The following is a 19,666-nucleotide window of genomic DNA, read 5'->3' as shown; positions in this document are numbered from 1 at the left end:
CAGCCGCGAAGTCAGTCGAGGGCGCCGGGGATCGGGCGCACGGCGCCCACCCGCTCGCCACCGCCGAACAGGGGCTCCTCGGCCAGTGCTTCGAGCTCTCCGACGTCGATCCCCAGGGTGCGCAGTGTCGCGACCGCCACGGGCAGGCGTGCGCGCGCGGCACCGTCCTCGATCTTGATCGCGATGCCGTGCCCGTCGGGCAGCGCGAGCGCCAGCACGCCCTCGACCCCCTCCTTGGACAACAATCCCGGAACCGCGCTCATCAGCTTCGAGTCGGCGCGTCCGGACCCCGACACCAGCCACGGGTGGGCACGCATCGCATCGGCCACCCGCCGCCGCGGAAGGCCGGGCGCGGCGGTGACGTGGTGGGAGAACATCCGGGCGAGCCCGGTGAGTGAGATCGCGAACAGCGGAGCCCCGCACCCGTCGACGCTCGTGGCCGCGATCGGCTCGGCGGCGAGCTCGGTCACGGTCGCGTGCAGCTCGACCTGCAACGGGTGCTTCGGGTCCAGGTAGTCGTCCAAGCTCCAGCCACGTTGCACGCAGGTGGCGAGCATCGCCGAGTGCTTTCCCGAACAGTTCATCGCGATGCGTTGCCTGCCGAAACCCTGCTCGGCCCGCTCGTCCCTGGCCGCCTCGTTCAACGGCCAGTCCCGCGGACACCGCAGCGCGCCCTCGCTCAGCCCGTTCCGACGCAGCAGCTCCCGCACTCGCGCGATGTGGGCGGATTCACCACTGTGCGAGGAGGCAGCCAGGGCCAGATCGGCCTGCTCCGGCAGCTCCAGCCCGGCGCGCAGCATTCCCGTCGCCTGCGCGGGCTTGTTGGACGAACGTGGGTACGTGGCGGAGTCGACGTCGCCGACCGCCCGCAGCACCGATCCGTCGGGGGCGGTCACGACCACCGAGCCGTGGTGCACACCCTCACGGACACCACCCCGGACGATCTCGACGAGGGGGATCGCCGCGGTCACTGCTCGTCCTGCTCCGCGGCCAGCAACTCGTCCACCGAGGCCGCCCCCTCCCTGTAACGGCGTGCGATCTCGGCATTGAGCCGATCCACCACCTCCTGCACCTCGCGGCGTCGCCGTGACACCGAATCCTCCTCGCAGGTGTAGGCCCGCAGCGCCTCGTCCAGCTTCTCCGCGGACAACGACATCACGTCGGAGAGATCGACGTCGGAGACCAGGGCTTCCTCGTGCCTGCGGTGCGACTGGGCACGCGAGGGCTCGGTGGTCTGGTACCGGCCCGATCCGGTGGCGGGGCCGACGGCGTTGTCGGACAGGATGCGCACGAGCTCGTGAACCACCGACGCCGAGCCGTCCTCGTGGCGTCGGCGTTGCTCGGCTCGCACGATGTCGATGCGGGCGTGCAGCATTCTGCGCAGGTAGGAAAGATCGGTCTCCTCCTGCGCGGCCTCGTTCCGCAGCTGCCGCACCAGCCGCAGCTCGCGATGCTCGATCTCGTTGGTGTATTCCGGGGACAGCACCCTGTCGATGCGGCGCCGGCCACCGGGACGGACTTCGATCACGCCTCCATCCTCCGGCACCGAGGAGGCCTCCGCCAAGGCATCGTGGTCCTTTCGCACGTATTCCCGCCGAACGAGGCCACCTTCCGCGTTCGCGACGGAGCTCACGCCGGAGGCTCCGGCAGCAGCGTCGACCGGGCTTCCTCCGGTGGTACCGGGGCCCGCTGGGCGATCTTGGCGACCCCGGTGGCCCTGGCCGCGAGCTGGGTGTTGTCCCGAACCGGGACACCGTCGGCGTAGTCGAGGGTGTCGGCCATGCCCACGCGCACGTGCCCGCCCGCGGCGAGCGCGGTCAGCAGCACCGGAAGACTCGTCGTCCCCAACCCCGTGGTCGTGAAGGTGGTTCCCGCGTCGAGCTCCGCGAGAACCTCCGACAGCCCTGCCACCGTGCCGGGAAGCTTCTCGCCCAGCACGAGGACCACATGCGGTGGGTCCACGAGCTCGAGCCTGCGCAGCGCGTCCAATCCGGCTTGGTCGCGCACCTCGTAGTGCACCGCGATGCCACGGATGCCCGCGCCCTCGCGCAGGTCGGCCACGAAGTCGTCCGGAGCTTCCAGCGGACACGTGATGATGTCGGCCCCTGCGTCGAGCAGGGTCTCCAGGGTCTCCGAACGGGCGTAGGCCGTGACCCGCACTAGCAGACCACTGCGGCCGCGCACGGCGGCCACAACATCGGGCAACGCGGTGTCGTGCCGGGGTTCCAGGTCGATCACCGCCGCCCCCACACGCTCGCAGTCGGCGGCCGCGCCGGCCACTTCCTCGGTGCTTACCGGAAGCTGGGGAACATCGGCCTTGGCGTGAGCTCCGGTGGGAGCGATCGTGATGATCGTTCCCACCGGCGTGTGAGACGGCGCTGTCATGCCCGCGATCCTGGCACAGGCGCCCGGATCACCGGCCGCGCAGGCCCTGCGCGGCCACCTTGCCCGGGGGTTCGCCGGTGTCCGGCGGCACCGAGTCCGGGTCCACGGCCGCGGCCACCGCCCGGTCCTGCTCGGCGTCACCGGCCATCAGGTCGACGTCGACCGGTGCGCTGCGCTTGAGCAACGCCAGCGCCACCGGACCGAGCTCGTGATGCAGCACCACGCTGCCCACGCGTCCCACCTTGCGGTCACCGTGGTGGACGGGGTCGCCGGATTCGGGACGGACCTCGACCGAACCGTCCAGATGCAGCAGCACCATCCGACGCGGCGGCTTGCCCACGTTGTGGACCTTGGCCACGGTTTCCTGGCCCCGGTAGCACCCCTTGGCCACGTGAGCGGCCTGGTGGATCCACCCCAGCTCGTGCGGGATCGCGCGTTCGTCCGTGTCGAAGCCGACACGCGGGCGCAGCGCCTCCACCCGCAGGGCCTCGAAGGCCTGGCTTCCCGAGGGGCGAGCCCCGTTGTCGGTCAGCGACTGCCACCACTCGACCATCGAAGCGCGCGGCACCAGCAGATCCGCCGTGAACAGGCCCCGGAACGGCACCTGGCGCACGAACCCGCCACCGGGCAGGCCGGTCACCTCGTAGGGCTGCGTGGGCACGGGCGAGACCCCGGCCCGCTCCAGCACGGTGGCGGCGTCCGGTCCGACGACGGTGAACACGGCGAACTCGCCGGTGGCCTCGCGGGGCTCGACCTTGGACCAGAAGCGCATCGCCTCCAGGTACTCCATCAGCGACTGCCTGCCGTCGACACCCATGCTGGGCAGGGCGCTGGTGGCCATGGCTCCCGCGTCGGTGTCCAGGTAGACGACGCCGTCGTGGTGGGCGACGAGCATGTGGCTGTCGACGCGGCCCTGGGTGTCCAGCACCAGGGACTCGGTGCCCCACCCCTCTTCCAAGTCGTTCATGTGCTGCGACAGCACCAGGTGCAGCCAGCTCAGTCGCTCCTCGCCGGGCACCGCGATCACCTCGCGGTGTGATCGGTCCACGACCACCGCGGAGCGGACCGCCGAGCGTTGTTCGGAGAACGGGTCCCCGAAGTGACGCGGTACACCCGCGTCCGCGGAGTCCTCCGGGGGCGGCACGGCCCCCGGCAGTTCCAGCAAAGGTGATTTCATGCCCGCTCCTGTTCGGGTGTGGCTTCGCGGCAGTCGCGGCAGCTGCCGGAGAGCGCGAGATGGGTCGCGTCGAGGGCGAACCCGTGCTGCCGGTCGAGTATTTCCGCGAGCCCGTCGAGCAGCTCGCACGGCACCTCGTCGATCCCGCCGCAGCGGTGGCAGACGAGGTGGACGTGTTCGTGCTCCTCCACGGAGTACGTGGGCGCACCGTGACCCAGGTGGGTGTGGCGCACCAACCCCAGCTCCTCCAGCAGGTCCAGCGCGCGGTAGACCGTGGTGATGTTGACCGTCGGAGTCGCGCGCTGGACACGGCGACACACCTGTTCCGGCGTCGCGTGCTCCAGCTCGCGTACCGCGTCCAACACCAACTGCCGTTGCGGGGTCATCCGCATCCCGCGTTGGTGCAGCGTGTTACGCAGCGATCCTCGGTCCGTCACCGCCCACTCCCGTGTCCGTTTCGTGCCGACCCACCGATCGTAGGACGGCCGGCCCCGTGGTGGTCGTCCACGGGTTCGAGAAGCACCTACGCAAGCCCGCACGGGGTTTCACGGCTAGGCTGCGAGTATGCGTGTACTGGCTCTGTTGGACGGGACCATCGCGGACGCCCAGGCGCCGCTGCTGCGCGCCGACGATCTGGGTGTGCAGCGTGGCGACGGCATCTTCGAGACGATCCTGGTCGTCGAGCGGCAGCCCCGCGAACTCGGCCCCCACCTGGACCGGCTGGAGCGCTCCGCCCAGCTCATGGACATGGATCCGCCCGACCGTGCCGGGTTCGAACGCGCCGCGCGGGCGGTGATCGATCACTGGCCGTGGGACACCGACCCCGAGATGGCCCTCAAACTCGTCTGCACCCGGGGCGTCGACGGTGGTGACGGCGGCCAGACCGGATTCGCCATGGGGCAGCAGATCTCGGCGGAAATGCTGCGCAAGCGTGCCGAGGGAGTCTCGGCGGTCACACTGGAACGTGGCTTCGCGCCGGACCTGAAGCAGCGGGCTCCCTGGCTGCTGCTGTCGGCCAAGACGCTGTCGTACGCGGTGAACATGGCCGCCATGCGCGAGGCGGAGAAGCGGGGAGTCGACGAGGTCGTGTTCACCGCGACCGACGGCTCGGTGCTGGAGGGGCCGACCTCCAACGTCGTGCTGGCCAGGGGAGACACCCTCTACACCACACCCCCCGAATCGGGGGTGTTGCCGGGAACCACCCAGGGCGCGTTGTTCCGCGCCGCCGAGCAGGCCGGATGGCGGACCGAGGTCGCCACCTTCCCCGGTGAGTGGTTGTTCGACTCCGACGGAGTCTGGTTGGCCTCCAGCGTCCGGCTGATCACCCGGGTGAACACCATCGACGGTGTCGACGTCCGGGCAGCCGACGAGCAGCACCAGCAGATCACCAAGCTCTACGAAAGCCAATACTGATCAAGATCGTGCGAATGGGTTGTGCGGTGGGTCCTGCGGCGGAACCTCGGGCGGGTTCCGCCCGTAACCCGGCCACCGCCCCCGCGGAGGTGCTGCGCGCCGCAGCGTCTCCGCGGGGCTTTCCTCGCGAGGCACCCGCCCGTAACCCGGCCGCCACCTCTCACGGAGGCGCTTCGCGCCGCAGGCGCATTCGAGAACCCGCGGCCGGTCCACTTGCGTGCTCGGGGCGAAAGTCAGGGTTCAGGTCGCCGGCGCCGCTCGCCCGACGTGGAGCAGGGGATCAGTACTGATTCACAATCAGCCGACGACTCGTTCGAGCTTGGCGGACAGGCGCGGCTGCATCTCGTGCTCGGAGGTGGCCCGCTCCTCGACGTAGGCCAGCGAGCCCTCGACGACGCCGTAGAGCCTGCTCGCGGCGGTCACGTCCTCCGAGGTCGGGGTGCGCAGGATCGCGTCGGTGGACAGCTCCCACGTCGTCTGGTTCTTCGGCTTGCCGAAGAACATCTCCGCGACTCCGGTGGAGTGCGTGAGCAGCAGCTCGATGGTGTCGTCGGGCTGGGGACGCCACCAGCCGCTCTCGCGGAACGCGGGCTCGACGACGTTGCCGCCCTGGGCGTCCAGCTTCCATGCGCGGCTTTCGTAGTGCAGGAACGGGCGACCGTCGTGGGAGAAGGTGACCTGCTGGACGAACCGGTAGCTCTCGCTCATCGAGGGGTGCTTGGCCTCGCCCTCGCCGCGCCACACACCGACCAGCGGCAGCAACGCCAGGCAAGCGCTGTTGATCTCGGGGCCCAGCCTGAGGTTGGCGGTGTCGCCGCTACCGGGCAGGTCGTCGAACTCGGGGAGGTTGCGGTTGCGCGTGTACTCGGCGCGTTCGGCGGCGGCTTGTACCGCCGCGTCACCGCTTCCCGGAGAGGGCTGATTCGTCGGTTGGTCGGGCGTGGCGTTCATCGCCATCGAGGTTACCTGGGCCGCTGACCTGCCCACACACCACGTCGGAGAGCCACTCAGTCGCTGTAGAGGCGCCAGACCACGTAGCCGGCGAACCACAGGGTCGCCACGGCGGCGACCCCGACCATGGTGACCAGGCCCCAGTGCAAGAAAGGTATGAGTTCCACGCGCACCAGGATAGCCACAGGTGGGCATCGCACGGAATGTGGCGTCGGGCATGATTCGCCTTCGAGGCTCGTCGACACCACCGGCCGGAACGCGTGCCCGTCGCGCGTCCGAGACAGGAAATCACCATGGACTTCGACACCCTGCGGGAGCGGGCGCTGACCTTCCGGGAGTGGCTGCTGGCGCGCAAGGACGCGATCGCGCCGACCGGGTTCGACTGGTACCCCTACGACACGATGGCCAGCGTGCTGCACCTGGACACCCTGTTGTCGGAACCGAACCGCTCGGTGTTCGGCTCCGTGGCGGGCGGCCGGGTCGCCGACATCGGTGCCGCCGACGGTGACCTCGGCTTCTTCCTGGAGGCCGAACTGGGCTGCCGAGTGGATCTGATCGACAACGCGCAGCCGAACTTCAACAAGCTCGCCGGTGCGGGCAGGTTGGTCGACGAGCTCGACTCCGAGTGCCGGGTCCACGACGTGGATCTCGACTCGCAGTTCTCGTTGCCCGCGGAGCACTACGACGCGGTGTTGATGCTCGGGTTGCTGTACCACCTGAAGAACCCGTTCTACGTGATGGAGACGCTCGCGCGCCGTAGTGCGCTGTGCTTCGTGTCCACCCGGATCGCACAGGTGACTCCGGACCACCGGAGCAGGCTGGAGCAGCAGCCGGTCGCCTATCTGCTGGACCCGTCGGAAGCCAACAACGACGACACGAACTACTGGATCTTCTCCCGGCAGGGCCTGGTGCGGTTGTTCGAGCGGACTGGCTGGGAGGTCGCGGACCTCGTCACGGTCGGATGCCGGCAGGACTCCGACCCCAGTCGCCAGGACAGGGACGAACGCGCCTTCGCGCTACTGCGGTCCCGAATTGCTTGAGGTGCGCGGCCGTTTCGCGCGAAGCTGCCGGGACATCCGCCATTAAACCCGTGTTGTGCTGGTGTTTCGGTGGTGAGTGGGGGTGGGTGTGTGGTGGGTGGTGGGTGGGATGTAGATTATTCGTTGTCAGCACGGAACGGACTGCGCGGTGGGCCGGGTGCTGGGGGTCGGATTCGGTCTGCTGGTGTTGCTGGTAGGGTGGATGCGGTCTTGCCGAAAAGTTGGTTGCTGGTTCTGCGGCGTGTTCCGGGGTTTTCTCGGGGTGGTTGTGGGCTGGTTTTTTCGGTGTTGTTATTGTTGTGAATACCTGGTTGTGGCTGAATCGTGGATTCGCTGGGATCGGGGGTTTGCCCCCCGGTGTGCTGGTGGTTTCGGGTTGGGTTAGACTGGTGAAGTAGCCGCGTGGCCGGGTTGTGGTTGTGTGGTGGTTCTGCCCGCTGTGGTGGCTCTGTGCCGGGTGTTCGGGGGGTGACCCCCGGGTGAATGCCGGGTTGTGGGTTTGCTAGAGTGGTGTTGGAACGAAGCGAAGGATAATTGATTCTGCGGTGTGTCCGTGGGTGCCTGCCGGTGGGTGGGTGTGTTCTTTGAGAACTCAACAGTGTGCCTGTTTTGGTGAGTGTTTGATGCGGAGCCGTTGATTCGGTTTTGTTTTTTGTCAGCGCCATGCGGGTCCGGCCGGTGATGCCCTGTTTGTGGGGTGTTGGGTTGGATGTGTGTGGTGTGCTGGGGTTTTGATGATCCATGGATGGAGAGTTTGATCCTGGCTCAGGACGAACGCTGGCGGCGTGCTTAACACATGCAAGTCGAACGCTGAAGCCCTTCGGGGTGGATGAGTGGCGAACGGGTGAGTAACACGTGGGTAATCTGCCCTGTACTCGGGGATAAGCCTTGGAAACGAGGTCTAATACCGGATAGGACATCTGGCCGCATGGTCTGGGTGTGGAAAGTTCCGGCGGTATGGGATGAGCCCGCGGCCTATCAGCTGGATGGTGGGGTAATGGCCTGCCATGGCGACGACGGGTAGCCGGCCTGAGAGGGTGATCGGCCACACTGGGACTGAGACACGGCCCAGACTCCTACGGGAGGCAGCAGTGGGGAATCTTGCGCAATGGGCGAAAGCCTGACGCAGCAACGCCGCGTGAGGGAGGACGGCCTTCGGGTTGTAAACCTCTTTCGACACCGACGAAGGCCCCGTGTGGGTGTGACGGTAGGTGTAGAAGAAGCACCGGCTAACTACGTGCCAGCAGCCGCGGTAATACGTAGGGTGCGAGCGTTGTCCGGATTTATTGGGCGTAAAGAGCTCGTAGGCGGTTTGTCGCGTCGGCCGTGGAAACCTGCCGCTTAACGGTGGGCGTGCGGTCGATACGGGCAAACTTGAGTTCGGTAGGGGAGACTGGAATTCCTGGTGTAGCGGTGAAATGCGCAGATATCAGGAGGAACACCGGTGGCGAAGGCGGGTCTCTGGGCCGATACTGACGCTGAGGAGCGAAAGCGTGGGGAGCGAACAGGATTAGATACCCTGGTAGTCCACGCCGTAAACGTTGGGCGCTAGGTGTGGGGACTGGTTCCACGGTTTCCGTGCCGTAGCTAACGCATTAAGCGCCCCGCCTGGGGAGTACGGCCGCAAGGCTAAAACTCAAAGGAATTGACGGGGGCCCGCACAAGCGGCGGAGCATGTGGATTAATTCGATGCAACGCGAAGAACCTTACCTGGGTTTGACATGCGCCAGATTGCCTCAGAGATGGGGTTTCCCTTTGGGCTGGTGTGCAGGTGGTGCATGGCTGTCGTCAGCTCGTGTCGTGAGATGTTGGGTTAAGTCCCGCAACGAGCGCAACCCTTATCCTGTGTTGCCAGCACGTGATGGTGGGGACTCGCGGGAGACTGCCGGGGTCAACTCGGAGGAAGGTGGGGACGACGTCAAGTCATCATGCCCCTTATGCCCAGGGCTTCACACATGCTACAATGGCCGGTACAGAGGGTGGCGAGACCGCGAGGTGGAGCGAATCCCTTAAAGCCGGTCTCAGTTCGGATCGGGGTCTGCAACTCGACCCTGTGAAGTCGGAGTCGCTAGTAATCGCAGATCAGCAGTGCTGCGGTGAATACGTTCCCGGGCCTTGTACACACCGCCCGTCACGTCACGAAAGTCGGTAACACCCGAAGCTCATGGCCCAACCACACTGTGTGTGGGGGGAGTGGTCGAAGGTGGGACTGGCGATTGGGACGAAGTCGTAACAAGGTAGCCGTACCGGAAGGTGCGGCTGGATCACCTCCTTTCTAAGGAGTTCAGTGGGACCATCAAACCCGCGCGTGGACGATGCCTCCGGATGGGGGTGTGGACGTGTGGTCGCTCTCGGCGTGGTTTCCCCGTGTGGGGGGACGCGGTGGGGGTGTGCTCGCTGCAGGCATGCTGTTGGGTTCTGAGGGAACATGCCCCCGGAGCCCGCCCGTGAAGGTCGGAACGGTGTTTCGATCTGGGGGTGGGTGGGGTGGGTGTGTTGTCTGGGTTGTTGTTTGAGAACTGGATAGTGGATGCGAGCATCTGTGCTGTAATTTGTTTGTGTGGCTTGTGTGGCAAGTTAGACGGGCACATGGTGGATGCCTAGGCACCAGGGGCCGATGAAGGACGTGGGAGGCTGCGATAAGCCTCGGGGAGTTGTCTACCGAGCGGTGATCCGAGGATGTCCGAATGGGGAAACCCAGCCCGAGTGATGTCGGGTTACCCGCACCTGAATGTATAGGGTGTGTGGAGGGAACGCGGGGAAGTGAAACATCTCAGTACCCGTAGGAAGAGAAAACACTGGTGATTCCGCTAGTAGTGGCGAGCGAACGCGGAACAGGCTAAACCACGCGCGTGGAAACCGGATAGGGGTTGCGTGTGTGGGGTCGTTGGGGCCCGCTGGGCGGATCTATTCGTCTGCCAGGGTCGTGCTGTGGTGAGCCGAACACCGTGGAGGCGGTGACCGGAGTGGGTGATGAGTCCCGTAGGTGAACACTGCAGGCATGGCCTGGGGCGGTGGCCCCGAGTAGCAGCGTTTCCGTGGAGGGCGTTGTGAATCGGGCGGGACCACTCGCTAAGCCTAAATACTTCCTGGTGACCGATAGCGGATAGTACCGTGAGGGAATGGTGAAAAGTACCCCGGGAGGGGAGTGAAAGAGTACCTGAAACCATGTGCCCCCAAACCGTCAGAGCGCCCTGTGCGGGTGTGATGGCGTGCCTTTTGAAGAATGAGCCTGCGAGTCGCGGCTGCGTGGCGAGGTTAACCCGTTGTGGGGTAGCCGGAGCGAAAGCGAGTCTGAATAGGGCGTCGAAGTCGCGTGGTGCGGACCCGAAGCGGAGTGAGCTACCCATGGCCAGGGTGAAGCGCGGGTAAGACCGTGTGGAGGCCCGCACCCACCAGGGTTGAAAACCTGGGGGATGAGCTGTGGGTAGGGGTGAAAGGCCAATCAAACTTCGTGATAGCTGGTTCTCCCCGAAATGCATTGAGGTGCAGCGTCACGTGGTGCCCGGGTGGGGTAGAGCACTGGTTGGTGGCGGGGCCCGATGAGGGTTACCAACGTCAGCCAAACTCCGAATACGCCCGTGGTAGCAGCGTGGCAGTGAGTCCGTGGGGGAAAAGCTCCACGGTCGAGAGGGAAACAGCCCAGAACACCGGCTAAGGCCCCTAAGTGTGCGCTTAGTGGAAAAGGATGTGGGATTGCCCAGACAACCAGGAGGTTGGCTTAGAAGCAGCCATCCTTGAAAGAGTGCGTAATAGCTCACTGGTCGAGTGATCCTGCGCCGATAATGTAGCGGGGCTCAAGCGTACCGCCGAAGCCGTGTCACCGTGCCCAACACTGTTGGGTGGGGTGGGTAGGGGAGCGTCCCCCACTGCGCGGAAGCATCGGTGTAAACCGGTGTGGAGTGTGGGGGAGTGAGAATGCAGGCATGAGTAGCGCATGGAAAGTGAGAATCTTTCCCGCCGAATGACCAAGGGTTCCTGGGGCAGGTTCGTCCGCCCAGGGTGAGTCGGGGCCTAAGGCGAGGCCGACAGGCGTAGTCGATGGACAACGGGTTGATATTCCCGTACCCGTGGGCACGCGCCCATGGCGGAACCGGGGACACTAACCATCCCGCTGCCCGCGCCGGCTTTCGAGCCGGTGTGGAGTCCAGTGGCATGGGACCTGATCCGGGAGTAGTCAAGCGATGGGGTGACGCAGCAGGGTAGCCCGAGCCAGTGAGTGGTAGTACTGGTGTAAACCCGTAGCCCGCCGTCCAGGCAAATCCGGACGGCTGCAGGGGTGAGAGGTGAGACCGAGCCGTTGTGGCGAAGTCGGTGATCCCGCACTGCCGAGAAAAGCCTCTAGCGATGTGTGTCCATGGCCCGTACCCGAAACCGACACAGGTGGTCTGGTTGAGTATACCAAGGCGATCGGGTGAACTGTGGTTAAGGAATTCGGCAAATTGCCCCCGTAACTTCGGGAGAAGGGGGGCCACCCCCGGTGTAGCACCGCGCGTGTGAAGCTCGGGGTGGCCGCAGAGGCCAGGGAGAAGCGACTGTTTACTAAAAACACAGGTCCGTGCGAAGTCGTAAGACGAGGTATACGGACTGACGCCTGCCCGGTGCTGGAACGTTAACAGGACTCGTTACCCACCATGTGGGGAAGCGGAGAATGGAAGCGCCAGTAAACGGCGGTGGTAACTATAACCATCCTAAGGTAGCGAAATTCCTTGTCGGGTAAGTTCCGACCTGCACGAATGGCGTAACGACTTCTCCGCTGTCTCGACCACAGGCCCGGTGAAATTGCAGGACGAGTAAAGATGCTCGTTTCGCGCGGCAGGACGGAAAGACCCCGGGACCTTTACTATAGCTTGGTATTGGCGCGGGCTACGGCTTGTGTAGGATAGGTGGGAGACTGCGAAGCCCTCTACGCCAGTGGGGGTGGAGTCGTTGGTGAAATACCACTCTGGTCGCAGCGTGCGTCTCACGTCGAACCCTGATCGGGTTCACGGACAGTGCCTGGTGGGTAGTTTAACTGGGGCGGTTGCCTCCTAAAGAGTAACGGAGGCGCCCAACGGTTCCCTCAGCCTGGTTGGCAATCAGGCCGCGAGTGTAAGTGCACAAGGGAGCTTGACTGTGAGACTGACGGGTCGAGCAGGTGCGAAAGCAGGGACTAGTGATCCGGCACTGGCAGGTGGAAGCGGTGTCGCTCAACGGATAAAAGGTACCCCGGGGATAACAGGCTGATCTTGCCCAAGAGTCCATATCGACGGCATGGTTTGGCACCTCGATGTCGGCTCGTCGCATCCTGGGGCTGGAGTGGGTCCCAAGGGTTGGGCTGTTCGCCCATTAAAGCGGCACGCGAGCTGGGTTTAGAACGTCGTGAGACAGTTCGGTCCCTATCCGCCGCGCGCGCAGGAGACCTGCGGAAAGCTGTCCCCAGTACGAGAGGACCGGGACGGACGAACCTCTGGTGTGCCAGTTGTCCCGCCCGGGGCACGGCTGGTTGGCTACGTTCGGCACGGATAACCGCTGAAAGCATCTAAGCGGGAAGCCCGTTCCCAGATGAGGTCTCCCACCCCCAGTGGGTTAAGGCCCCCACCCGACCAGTGGGTTGATAGGCCCGACATGCACGCACAGCAATGTGTTCAGTGGACGGGTACTAACCGGCCGAGGACTTACCCCACACCACACCGCACAGCACCACTACTCGCATCCACCATCCGGCTCTGAAACAACAACCCCCAACCCCATACAGACTTGTGGTCGGTGGCCACAGCGGGGCGGGACACGCCCGGACCCATCCCGAACCCGGAAGCTAAGCCCCCCAGCGCCCAAGGTACTGCACCCCCACGGGTGTGGGAGACTCGGACACCGCCGACCACATTCACCACAAAGAGGCCCCCGCACCCCGTGCGGGGGCCCCTTTCACATCACCGAACCGTGTTTCGAGCACGTGGAGCCGGTTGGGGAGTTTCACGCGAAACTCCCCAACCCCTCGTCAGTCCAGAGCGATGTCCGCGGGATGCAGGCCGGGACCGGAAGCGGCCACTTCCGCCTGACCGCTGCCCTGGCGGTGCAGGGCACGCACGGTCCAAGTGCCCGACGCCGCGTAGAACCGGAAGTCCCCCTCGTCGGAGGAGACCACCTCGGCGGTGAACTCCCCGGAGGAATCCAGCAGTCGTACGAAGGCGCCCCCGACCGGCTGGTCACCGGAACGGACCTTGCCCGCCACCACGGTCTGGTCGCCGGTGTCGGCTTCCAGCGTCGCCGTCTGCTGCGGTGCTCCGCATCCGTCGCTCATGATCAGGCTCCCTGCGTCGTTGAGTCCTTCTCGGAAGGGTTGTCGATCGGCACGCCGATCAGCGAGCCGTATTCGGTCCACGATCCGTCGTAGTTCTTCACGTTGGAGTGGCCGAGCAGTTCACGCAGCACGAACCAGGTGTGCGAGGACCGCTCCCCGATCCGGCAGTAGGCGATGGTGTCCTTGGAGTCGTCCAGCCCGGCTTCCCCGTAGACCTTGCGCAGTTCCTCGTCGGACTTGAACGTGCCGTCCTCGTTGGCGGCCTTGCTCCACGGCACGTTGATCGCGGTGGGGATGTGGCCGCCGCGCTGGGCCGACTCCTGCGGCAGGTGCGCGGGAGCCAGCAGCTTGCCGGAGAACTCGTCGGGCGAGCGCACGTCGACGAGGTTCTGGGTGTTGATCGCGTTGACGACCTCGTCGCGGAAGGCCCGAATCGAGCGGTCCGGGTCCTGGGCGGAGTAGTTCGTGCGCGAACGCTGCGGCTCCTGCTTGGTCAGTTCCCTGCCGTCGAGCTCCCACTTCTTGCGGCCACCGTCGAGCAACCGCACGTCGGCGTGACCGTAGAGCTTGAAGTACCAGTAGGCGTAGGCGGCGAACCAGTTGTTGTTACCGCCGTAGAGGACCACCGTGTCGTCGTTGCTGATGCCCTTGGAGGACAGCAGCTCCGAAAAGTCGTCCCTGCCGACGAAGTCGCGGCGCACGGGATCCTGCAACTCGTTGCGCCAGTCCAACTTGACGGCACCGGAAATGTGCCCCCCGTCGTAGGCGGTGGTGTCCTCGTCGACCTCGGCGAAAACCACCTTGTCGGCGCCGAGGTTCTGCTCGGCCCATTCGGTGGAGACCAGGACATCTTCACGGCTCATCGAGCGACTCCTTCTCGTCGTGCTTGTTCTACACATCGGTTGCTGACCGGCCGCTGGGAACCAGGCGGCGGGCCAGCGGGTACATCTGACAGCCGAGGCAGTATCCGAATGCGGCGTTGAGCAATGCGGCCACCAGCGCGAGCGCGTTCGCGAGGATGCCGAGGAAGTCCCACCCAGCCGCGTAGCCGATCATCGCGAGCAGCGCGAAGACGAATCCGACCCCCTGGGAGAACCGCACCGGTGCGGGATCCTCGCGATCGGCCTCATCGGCCGGCTCCAGGCGCGGCTGCACCGTCTGCCGGTAAACGTGGCCCCACGGGTTCAGCCGTAGACCGACGAACGCGCACAGCGCGAACAGCGCGGTCTGCGCGGCCAGGACACGCCAGCTCGTCGTGACCAGTCCGAGGGCGAGGATGCCGCTGGTCATCCATGCGGTGAATCGGACCCCGCGGGGGTCGAGCGTCTCGGCGGGCATGAGGGCATCCTCACCATGGGCTGATCGTGGACTTGACTGCCGGACCCGGCGGGCACTCGTGCGAACACGCCCCTGGCATCTACTACCGCCCGGTCAGCGCCACCAACACAGGCTGCTACCCACGCGGCACAGATCCACCGCGCGCCTTCGGGTCAGCAGTACATGCACGTTCGGCAGGTTACCGCGCGCGGCCGACAACCGGGAAGCTTGTTCACCAGATGGGACGGTGCGTCCGGGATTCAGCCGAGATAGGGGCGCAGGACCTCGGTGAGCTTGTCGCGGCGCGGTACTCCGCCGAAGCGGAACAGTTCACGGCCCGTGCTGTCGAGCGCGAGCGTGGTGGGGGTGGTGTGCACGCCCAGCGGAGTCGACCAGTCGGGATGGTGGGTGAGGTCGACCTCGACGTGCCGAATGCCCTCGGTGCGCTCGGCCAATCCCGCCAGCAGGATGCGCGTGTGCCGGCACGGGGCGCAGAAGGTGGTGGACAGCTGCAGCAACGTGACCGCCTGCGACCCCTCGGATCCGGCGGGTACGCGTTCCCGCAGCGTTCGGTTTATTTCCTGGGGAAGCTGATCGAACACTGTTCGTTCAACGTCCGTGTCCGCCGTGGTGTTCCGTACCCGGATCCTGCCCTGCCGGGCGCGCCACACCAGCCCCAGGAACATCGCGACGGTCACCGCGCACGCCAGCGCCCACCATTCCGCCGTCATCCGGTGCTCATGCCCTTGGGGCTGATCTTGACCTCGTGGGCGGTGCCCTCGACGATCAGAGCTCCGTGCTCGGCCCGTACCGCTGTCGGAGTCACGGTGAACGGGAGCTGCCCCGGATCGAGGGTGGTGGTGAACTTGTCCAGCACCGACTGCTCGAAGATGTCCGGGAGCGGTATCGGGCCGAAGGCGCTGTTGTCGAGCTTGAGCTCGCGCGGCTCGATGCGCAGCTTGCCGTCGACCAGTGACAACGTGGCGATCACTTGGACGTGGTTGTCGGTGCTGGCGATGTTGACCGTGCCGTCGAGCTTGATGGTGGTCTCGGTCGGGTCCGAGGGGTCACTGCCCGACTCGCTTCCCGACCCGCTGCCGGAGTCGCTGCCGGTGACGGAGTTGTCGGAGCCGCCGGAGGAGTCCCGCAGCGCGTTGGCCGGAGCTGGTGCGATGTTGAGATCGCCGATGCCGATGAACCGGCCGATGTCCGAGGCCTTCAGCCGGAGACGGCCGACCACCTCGTCGACCTGCAACTCGTCGGCCTTGCCCGCCATCAGGGCGGAGGTGGAGACCCGGGCGTGGTACAAGTGGGCCCGCACCCCGACCTCGGTGAGTTCGTCGACGCGCACACCCTTGGCTTTGATCGAGACGTCGTGGAAGTCTCCCGAGGTCGCCTGGGTCAGGAACGGGAAGCCGTTGATCCGGACCGCGGGCGCGTGGGCGAGCTTGAGCTGGGTGCGCATCTTCCGCGACACCTGGTGCTCGGCAATCGCCGCGGCACTGAAGTCCGCTCCGACCAGCAAGGCGACCACGACGGCCAGGGTGATGGCGAGCTTTTTCTTGGTCTTCGTCTTCACCGAGGAAGTCCGTTCTCGTCGGGGCTCGGCCGGACGCGGGCTGCACCGCGCCGTGCCGGGGCACGCACCTCACTGTAGCGGGGTTCGGACAAGCTCGATGAGCATGGCGATACATGCCCGTAACGTCCGGTTCCCGGCCGTTCACATGTGTGACGCCAAACGCGTCACCTGGGATTTCAGGGTGTGTCTCGTTAGTATCAGGGATGTTCCCCAAGCGGCAACGAAGCCGGGCCGTCCGCGCTGTCATGCCGGGGCGGCTTCATCGCCGGCATCGTCCCGCTCGTGTGGTGGGGTGATTCGGCCGGTCCGTCACGGAGGCCTCATGAGTTCTCAGCTGCTGTTCCTGAGCGCCGATGAAGACTGTGCGGCTGTGCTGCCCGCGCTGGAGCTGCTTCCGCACCGGGTGCGGAACCTGCCGCCGGACCCCGGCGCGTTGTTGAACGCGGGCCACCACGAGGTGGTACTGGTCGACGCCCGTCGTGACCTGGCCGCGGCACGTCGACTGTGCAGGATGCTGTCGGCGGATGACTCCGCCGCACCGGTGGTCGCGGTGGTCAACGAGGGCGGACTCGTCACGATCAGCGCCGAGTGGGGTGTCGACGACATCCTGCTGCCCACCGTTGGCCCGGCCGAGTTGGACGCCCGGTTGCGGTTGCTGACTTCGCGGGCGGAGCACGCGGGCAGTGGGCCGCTGACGGTGGGGGACCTGGTCATCGAGGAGGAGACCTACACCGCTCGGCTCAAGGGCAAGGCGCTGGAGCTGACCTACAAGGAGTTCGAGCTGCTGAAGTTCCTCGCCCAGCACGCGGGACGGGTGTTCACCCGTGCCCAGCTGCTCCAGGAGGTGTGGGGCTACGACTTCTTCGGCGGTACCCGCACGGTCGACGTGCACATTCGGCGGTTGCGCGCCAAGCTCGGCCCGGAGTACGACGCGATGATCGGCACCGTGCGCAACGTCGGCTACAAGTTCGTGAACCCGGCCCGCGGGGGCCGGTCCTCCTCGGTCGTCGAGGAGCGGTCCGTCGAGCTCGTCGAGCCGGTCGTCGAGATCGCCGAGCTCGGCCCGCGCTGAAGCGGCGGGCGCCGGTCGGCCGCCGCGGCGTACGTCTGTAACGTCGATGGTGTGGTGCAACTGACGTGGCGAAACGGGTTGGACGGCGCTGAGACCGCCGAGGTGATGCGGCTGCTGTCCGAGGCGGAGAGCGCCGACGGCGTGGCTCCGGCGGGCGAGCACGTGATTCTGCGACTCCGCGCGCACAGGGGCGTGGTCGAGCAGATAGAGCCGGTGCAGGCCGACGTGGGCGGGTCCGAGCACTTCGTGGTGCGTGACGCCGAGGACGAGCTGGTCGGTTACGCGCATTTGGACACCGCCGGGGAGCCCACCGGCGATCCGCTGGTGGCCGAGCTGGCCGTGCATCCCCGGCACCGTGGTCGCGGAGCCGGGGAGAAGTTGGTGAGCGCGCTGCTGGAGCGGGCCGAGGTGCCCGCCGAGCCCGGCGATGCGGACACCGGACGGTTGCGGATCTGGTCGCACGGCCTGCATCCGGCGGCGTCGCGGCTGGCCGAGAGGTTCGGGTTCCGGCGTTCCCGCGAGCTGTGGCGGATGGGTCGTGAGCTGGACGACACCGAGCTCGGTGAAGCGCCGCTGCCGGAGTGGGTCACGATTCGTGCGTTCCGCCCCGGCGTCGACGAGGCCGCCGTGGTGCGGGTCAACCACCGGGCGTTTTCCTGGCATCCGGAGCAGGGTGGAATGGACGAGGCCGAGCTGCGGGGCAAGCAGCGGGAGGACTGGTTCGATCCGGCCGGTTTTCTGCTCGCCGTGGACTCCGCCGGAGAGCTGCTCGGTTTCCACTGGACCAAGGTTCACCCGGACGGCACCGGAGAGGTCTATGTCATCGGTGTGGATCCGGACACGCAAGGCAGCGGTTTGGGGAAGTCACTGACCGTGGCCGGAATGCGCCACTTGCGTGATGTCGGCTGTCCGCGGGTGATGCTCTACGTGGAGGGTGACAACGCGGCGGCAATCGGCGTTTACCAGCGGCTGGAGTTTCGGCGCTGGGACATCGACGTCCAGTTCGGTCGGTGACGAACGGATGACTATCCGTCTCGATGGCTCCCAGTTTGTGGAATGAATCACCCATATGAGGGTGTGTCTGCTTACTTAGAGTGCTTTGTTCACCTGGGGTTCATCTCGACGCGGGTGCGTGGACACCGCGACTCCCTACTGTTTCGGGGCGAGCGGTAAGCACCGCGCCCATCACCCTGTCTCTTCCGGTGGAGGAAAGACGTGAAGTTCAAGAGGCACAGAGCTGCGGTCGGGCTCCTCGCGGCGGGTACGTTCGCGCTCACGGCGTGCGGGAGCGACCAGAACATCTCGGCCGCGAACATGAACCCCGCACTGAAGAACCTCAAGGTCGAGTGCGGGACCCAGCCGGTGGTCGCGGAGGGGTCCTCGGCGCAGAAGAACGCCATGGACATCTTCACCCGGGCCTACACCATGAAGTGCCCGGGACAGAAGATCAAGTACACCGCCACGGGGTCCGGCAAGGGAGTCGCGGCCTTCACCGCGGGCCAGGTCGACTTCGGTGGTTCCGACGAGCCGCTTCAGCAGGGGGCGGAGACCGCGGCGGCCAAGAAGCGCTGCAACGGCAACCCGGCCTGGAACATCCCGATGGTCTTCGGTCCCGTCGCGATGTCCTACAACCTGCCCGGCGTGGACAACCTGGTGCTCAGCCCCGAGACGATCGCCAAGATCTACCAGGGCGAGATCACCAAGTGGAACGATCCGGCGATCCAGCAGCTCAACCCGGACGCCAAGCTTCCCGCCATCGAAATCGTGCCGTTCTACCGCTCCGACGAGTCCGGCACCTCGGCCAACTTCCAGAAGTACCTGGCCACCGCCACCGACGGCATGTGGACCGGGGAGGGCAAGACGTTCCAGGCCGGCCCCGGTGTCGGCCAGGGCAAGTCGGGGACCGACGGGGTGACCTCCGCGGTCAAGCAGACCAAGGGCGGGTTCACCTACGCCGCCTGGGCCTTCCCGAAGAACGCCGGACTGGGCATCGCCAGCATCGACAGCGGTAGTGGACCGGTCTCGCTGACCAGTAAGTCCGCGGGCAAGGCCATCGACGGCGCCAAGATCAAGGGGCAGGGCAACGACCTGCGGCTGGATCTGAAGTCGATCTACGGCAACGACAGCCCCGGTGTGTACCCGATCGTGCTGGCCACCTACGAGATGGTGTGCTCGAAGGGCTACGACCCCGCCACGGCCAAGAGCGTCAAGGCGGCGCTGAAGGTCGCGGCCAACGCCGATCCGCAGCAGTTGGAGAAGGCCGGCTACGCCCCGTTGCCGCCGAAGTTCAAGAGCAGGGTCATGGAGGCGGTCAACGCCATCTCGGCGTAGAGCGTCGGTAATCGAGAAGTGACCAAGTGAGAGGCTGCCCCCAGCAGTGACCGACTCCACGAAGTCCGAGCGGCACCCGGCTGACGCCGAGCCGGGTGCCGCCGCGGCACCTTCCGGC

17 protein-coding genes and 3 rRNA genes are annotated in these 19,666 nt (G+C 66.0%); 8 read left to right on the top strand and 12 right to left on the bottom strand.

Annotated features, from left to right (window positions below):
- Window positions 1-11: 11 nt before the first annotated feature.
- The 5 genes from FHX42_RS22560 to FHX42_RS22540 form a co-directional block, all read right to left on the bottom strand.
- Window positions 12-971, bottom strand: a complete 960-nt coding sequence (locus tag FHX42_RS22560; RefSeq protein WP_182546438.1) for an asparaginase — start codon at window positions 969-971, stop codon at window positions 12-14.
- Window positions 968-1,528 (bottom strand): RsiG family protein, encoded by a 561-nt coding sequence (locus tag FHX42_RS22555; RefSeq protein WP_182546437.1) that lies wholly within the window; start codon window positions 1,526-1,528, stop codon window positions 968-970. Before FHX42_RS22555 ends, FHX42_RS22560 begins: the two co-directional genes overlap by 4 nt.
- 101 nt (window positions 1,529-1,629) lie before the next feature.
- Window positions 1,630-2,385, bottom strand: a complete 756-nt coding sequence (locus FHX42_RS22550; protein WP_182546436.1) for a 3-keto-5-aminohexanoate cleavage protein — start codon at window positions 2,383-2,385, stop codon at window positions 1,630-1,632.
- Between the two features lie 28 nt (window positions 2,386-2,413).
- Entirely contained in the window at window positions 2,414-3,562 is a 1,149-nt protein-coding gene (ygfZ, locus tag FHX42_RS22545) for a CAF17-like 4Fe-4S cluster assembly/insertion protein YgfZ (protein WP_182546435.1), read from the bottom strand.
- On the bottom strand, window positions 3,559-3,999 hold the full coding sequence (locus tag FHX42_RS22540) for a Fur family transcriptional regulator (protein ID WP_456318585.1): 441 nt from the start codon (window positions 3,997-3,999) through the stop codon (window positions 3,559-3,561). Before FHX42_RS22540 ends, ygfZ begins: the two co-directional genes overlap by 4 nt.
- Before the next feature lie 127 nt (window positions 4,000-4,126).
- Here FHX42_RS22540 and FHX42_RS22535 point away from each other — a divergent pair, with 127 nt between their 5' ends.
- Window positions 4,127-4,975 carry an aminodeoxychorismate lyase gene (locus FHX42_RS22535; RefSeq protein WP_182546434.1) on the top strand — a complete coding sequence of 283 codons (849 nt, stop codon included), beginning with the start codon at window positions 4,127-4,129 and terminating at the stop codon, window positions 4,973-4,975.
- A gap of 297 nt (window positions 4,976-5,272) precedes the next feature.
- On the opposite strand, the gene FHX42_RS22530 is transcribed toward FHX42_RS22535, so the two are convergent.
- Window positions 5,273-5,926: an FABP family protein gene (locus tag FHX42_RS22530; RefSeq protein ID WP_182546433.1), complete on the bottom strand. Its 654-nt coding sequence runs from the start codon at window positions 5,924-5,926 to the stop codon at window positions 5,273-5,275.
- 293 nt (window positions 5,927-6,219) lie between these two features.
- Here FHX42_RS22530 and FHX42_RS22525 point away from each other — a divergent pair, with 293 nt between their 5' ends.
- From FHX42_RS22525 to rrf, 4 genes are all read left to right on the top strand, one after another.
- Window positions 6,220-6,966 (top strand): class I SAM-dependent methyltransferase, encoded by a 747-nt coding sequence (locus FHX42_RS22525; RefSeq protein ID WP_182546432.1) that lies wholly within the window; start codon window positions 6,220-6,222, stop codon window positions 6,964-6,966.
- A gap of 742 nt (window positions 6,967-7,708) precedes the next feature.
- Window positions 7,709-9,241 (top strand): 16S ribosomal RNA (locus FHX42_RS22520).
- Window positions 9,242-9,535: 294 nt separating this feature from the next.
- Window positions 9,536-12,632, top strand: a 23S ribosomal RNA gene (locus tag FHX42_RS22515).
- A gap of 78 nt (window positions 12,633-12,710) precedes the next feature.
- A 5S ribosomal RNA gene (gene rrf / locus FHX42_RS22510) occupies window positions 12,711-12,828 on the top strand.
- Together the 16S, 23S and 5S rRNA genes form the textbook arrangement of a ribosomal RNA operon.
- 118 nt (window positions 12,829-12,946) lie before the next feature.
- Here the strand turns inward: rrf and FHX42_RS22505 are convergent.
- The 6 genes from FHX42_RS22505 to FHX42_RS22485 all read right to left on the bottom strand — a co-directional run bounded on the left by FHX42_RS22505 (window position 12,947) and on the right by FHX42_RS22485 (window position 16,145).
- Window positions 12,947-13,249, bottom strand: coding sequence for a DUF1416 domain-containing protein (locus FHX42_RS22505; RefSeq protein ID WP_182546431.1), 303 nt, complete (start codon window positions 13,247-13,249; stop codon window positions 12,947-12,949).
- A gap of 2 nt (window positions 13,250-13,251) precedes the next feature.
- Complete coding sequence (locus FHX42_RS22500) at window positions 13,252-14,112, bottom strand: sulfurtransferase (protein ID WP_182546430.1); 861 nt, start codon at window positions 14,110-14,112, stop codon at window positions 13,252-13,254.
- A gap of 28 nt (window positions 14,113-14,140) precedes the next feature.
- On the bottom strand, window positions 14,141-14,587 hold the full coding sequence (locus tag FHX42_RS22495) for a DUF4395 domain-containing protein (protein WP_182546429.1): 447 nt from the start codon (window positions 14,585-14,587) through the stop codon (window positions 14,141-14,143).
- Window positions 14,588-14,680: 93 nt separating this feature from the next.
- The gene (locus FHX42_RS27930) at window positions 14,681-14,755 is read right to left on the bottom strand and encodes a putative leader peptide (protein WP_407926315.1); all 75 of its coding nucleotides are present in this window, start codon (window positions 14,753-14,755) and stop codon (window positions 14,681-14,683) included.
- Window positions 14,756-14,826: 71 nt separating this feature from the next.
- Window positions 14,827-15,297, bottom strand: a complete 471-nt coding sequence (locus tag FHX42_RS22490; protein ID WP_182546428.1) for a TlpA family protein disulfide reductase — start codon at window positions 15,295-15,297, stop codon at window positions 14,827-14,829.
- Window positions 15,294-16,145, bottom strand: a complete 852-nt coding sequence (locus FHX42_RS22485) for an LmeA family phospholipid-binding protein (protein WP_182546427.1) — start codon at window positions 16,143-16,145, stop codon at window positions 15,294-15,296. The genes FHX42_RS22490 and FHX42_RS22485 overlap by 4 nt, the downstream gene beginning before the upstream one ends.
- Window positions 16,146-16,467: 322 nt before the next feature.
- On the opposite strand from FHX42_RS22485, the gene FHX42_RS22480 reads away from it, so the two are divergent.
- The 3 genes from FHX42_RS22480 to pstS all read left to right on the top strand — a co-directional run bounded on the left by FHX42_RS22480 (window position 16,468) and on the right by pstS (window position 19,548).
- Window positions 16,468-17,217 carry a winged helix-turn-helix domain-containing protein gene (locus tag FHX42_RS22480; protein ID WP_182546426.1) on the top strand — a complete coding sequence of 250 codons (750 nt, stop codon included), beginning with the start codon at window positions 16,468-16,470 and terminating at the stop codon, window positions 17,215-17,217.
- A gap of 51 nt (window positions 17,218-17,268) precedes the next feature.
- On the top strand, window positions 17,269-18,231 hold the full coding sequence (gene mshD / locus FHX42_RS22475) for a mycothiol synthase (RefSeq protein WP_182546425.1): 963 nt from the start codon (window positions 17,269-17,271) through the stop codon (window positions 18,229-18,231).
- A 201-nt stretch (window positions 18,232-18,432) separates the two neighbouring features.
- The gene (pstS, locus tag FHX42_RS22470) at window positions 18,433-19,548 is read left to right on the top strand and encodes a phosphate ABC transporter substrate-binding protein PstS (protein ID WP_182546424.1); all 1,116 of its coding nucleotides are present in this window, start codon (window positions 18,433-18,435) and stop codon (window positions 19,546-19,548) included.
- Window positions 19,549-19,666 lie beyond the last annotated feature (118 nt).

The organism is Halosaccharopolyspora lacisalsi (assembly GCF_014137975.1).
GTDB lineage: Bacteria > Actinomycetota > Actinomycetes > Mycobacteriales > Pseudonocardiaceae > Halosaccharopolyspora > Halosaccharopolyspora lacisalsi.
The sequence above is the reverse complement of the archived record's forward strand: the minus strand, read 5'-3'. Positions and strand labels throughout refer to the sequence as shown.

Coding starts and splice junctions, on each gene's coding strand:
- FHX42_RS22535 (WP_182546434.1), top strand. CDS start 4,127: ATGCGTGTACTGGCTCTGTTGGACGGGACCATCGCGGACGCCCAGGCG.
- FHX42_RS22530 (WP_182546433.1), bottom strand. CDS start 5,926: ATGAACGCCACGCCCGACCAACCGACGAATCAGCCCTCTCCGGGAAGC.
- FHX42_RS22495 (WP_182546429.1), bottom strand. CDS start 14,587: ATGCCCGCCGAGACGCTCGACCCCCGCGGGGTCCGATTCACCGCATGG.
- ygfZ (WP_182546435.1), bottom strand. CDS start 3,562: ATGAAATCACCTTTGCTGGAACTGCCGGGGGCCGTGCCGCCCCCGGAG.
- FHX42_RS22525 (WP_182546432.1), top strand. CDS start 6,220: ATGGACTTCGACACCCTGCGGGAGCGGGCGCTGACCTTCCGGGAGTGG.
- FHX42_RS22480 (WP_182546426.1), top strand. CDS start 16,468: ATGAGTTCTCAGCTGCTGTTCCTGAGCGCCGATGAAGACTGTGCGGCT.
- FHX42_RS22490 (WP_182546428.1), bottom strand. CDS start 15,297: ATGACGGCGGAATGGTGGGCGCTGGCGTGCGCGGTGACCGTCGCGATG.
- FHX42_RS22500 (WP_182546430.1), bottom strand. CDS start 14,112: ATGAGCCGTGAAGATGTCCTGGTCTCCACCGAATGGGCCGAGCAGAAC.
- FHX42_RS22550 (WP_182546436.1), bottom strand. CDS start 2,385: ATGACAGCGCCGTCTCACACGCCGGTGGGAACGATCATCACGATCGCT.
- FHX42_RS22505 (WP_182546431.1), bottom strand. CDS start 13,249: ATGAGCGACGGATGCGGAGCACCGCAGCAGACGGCGACGCTGGAAGCC.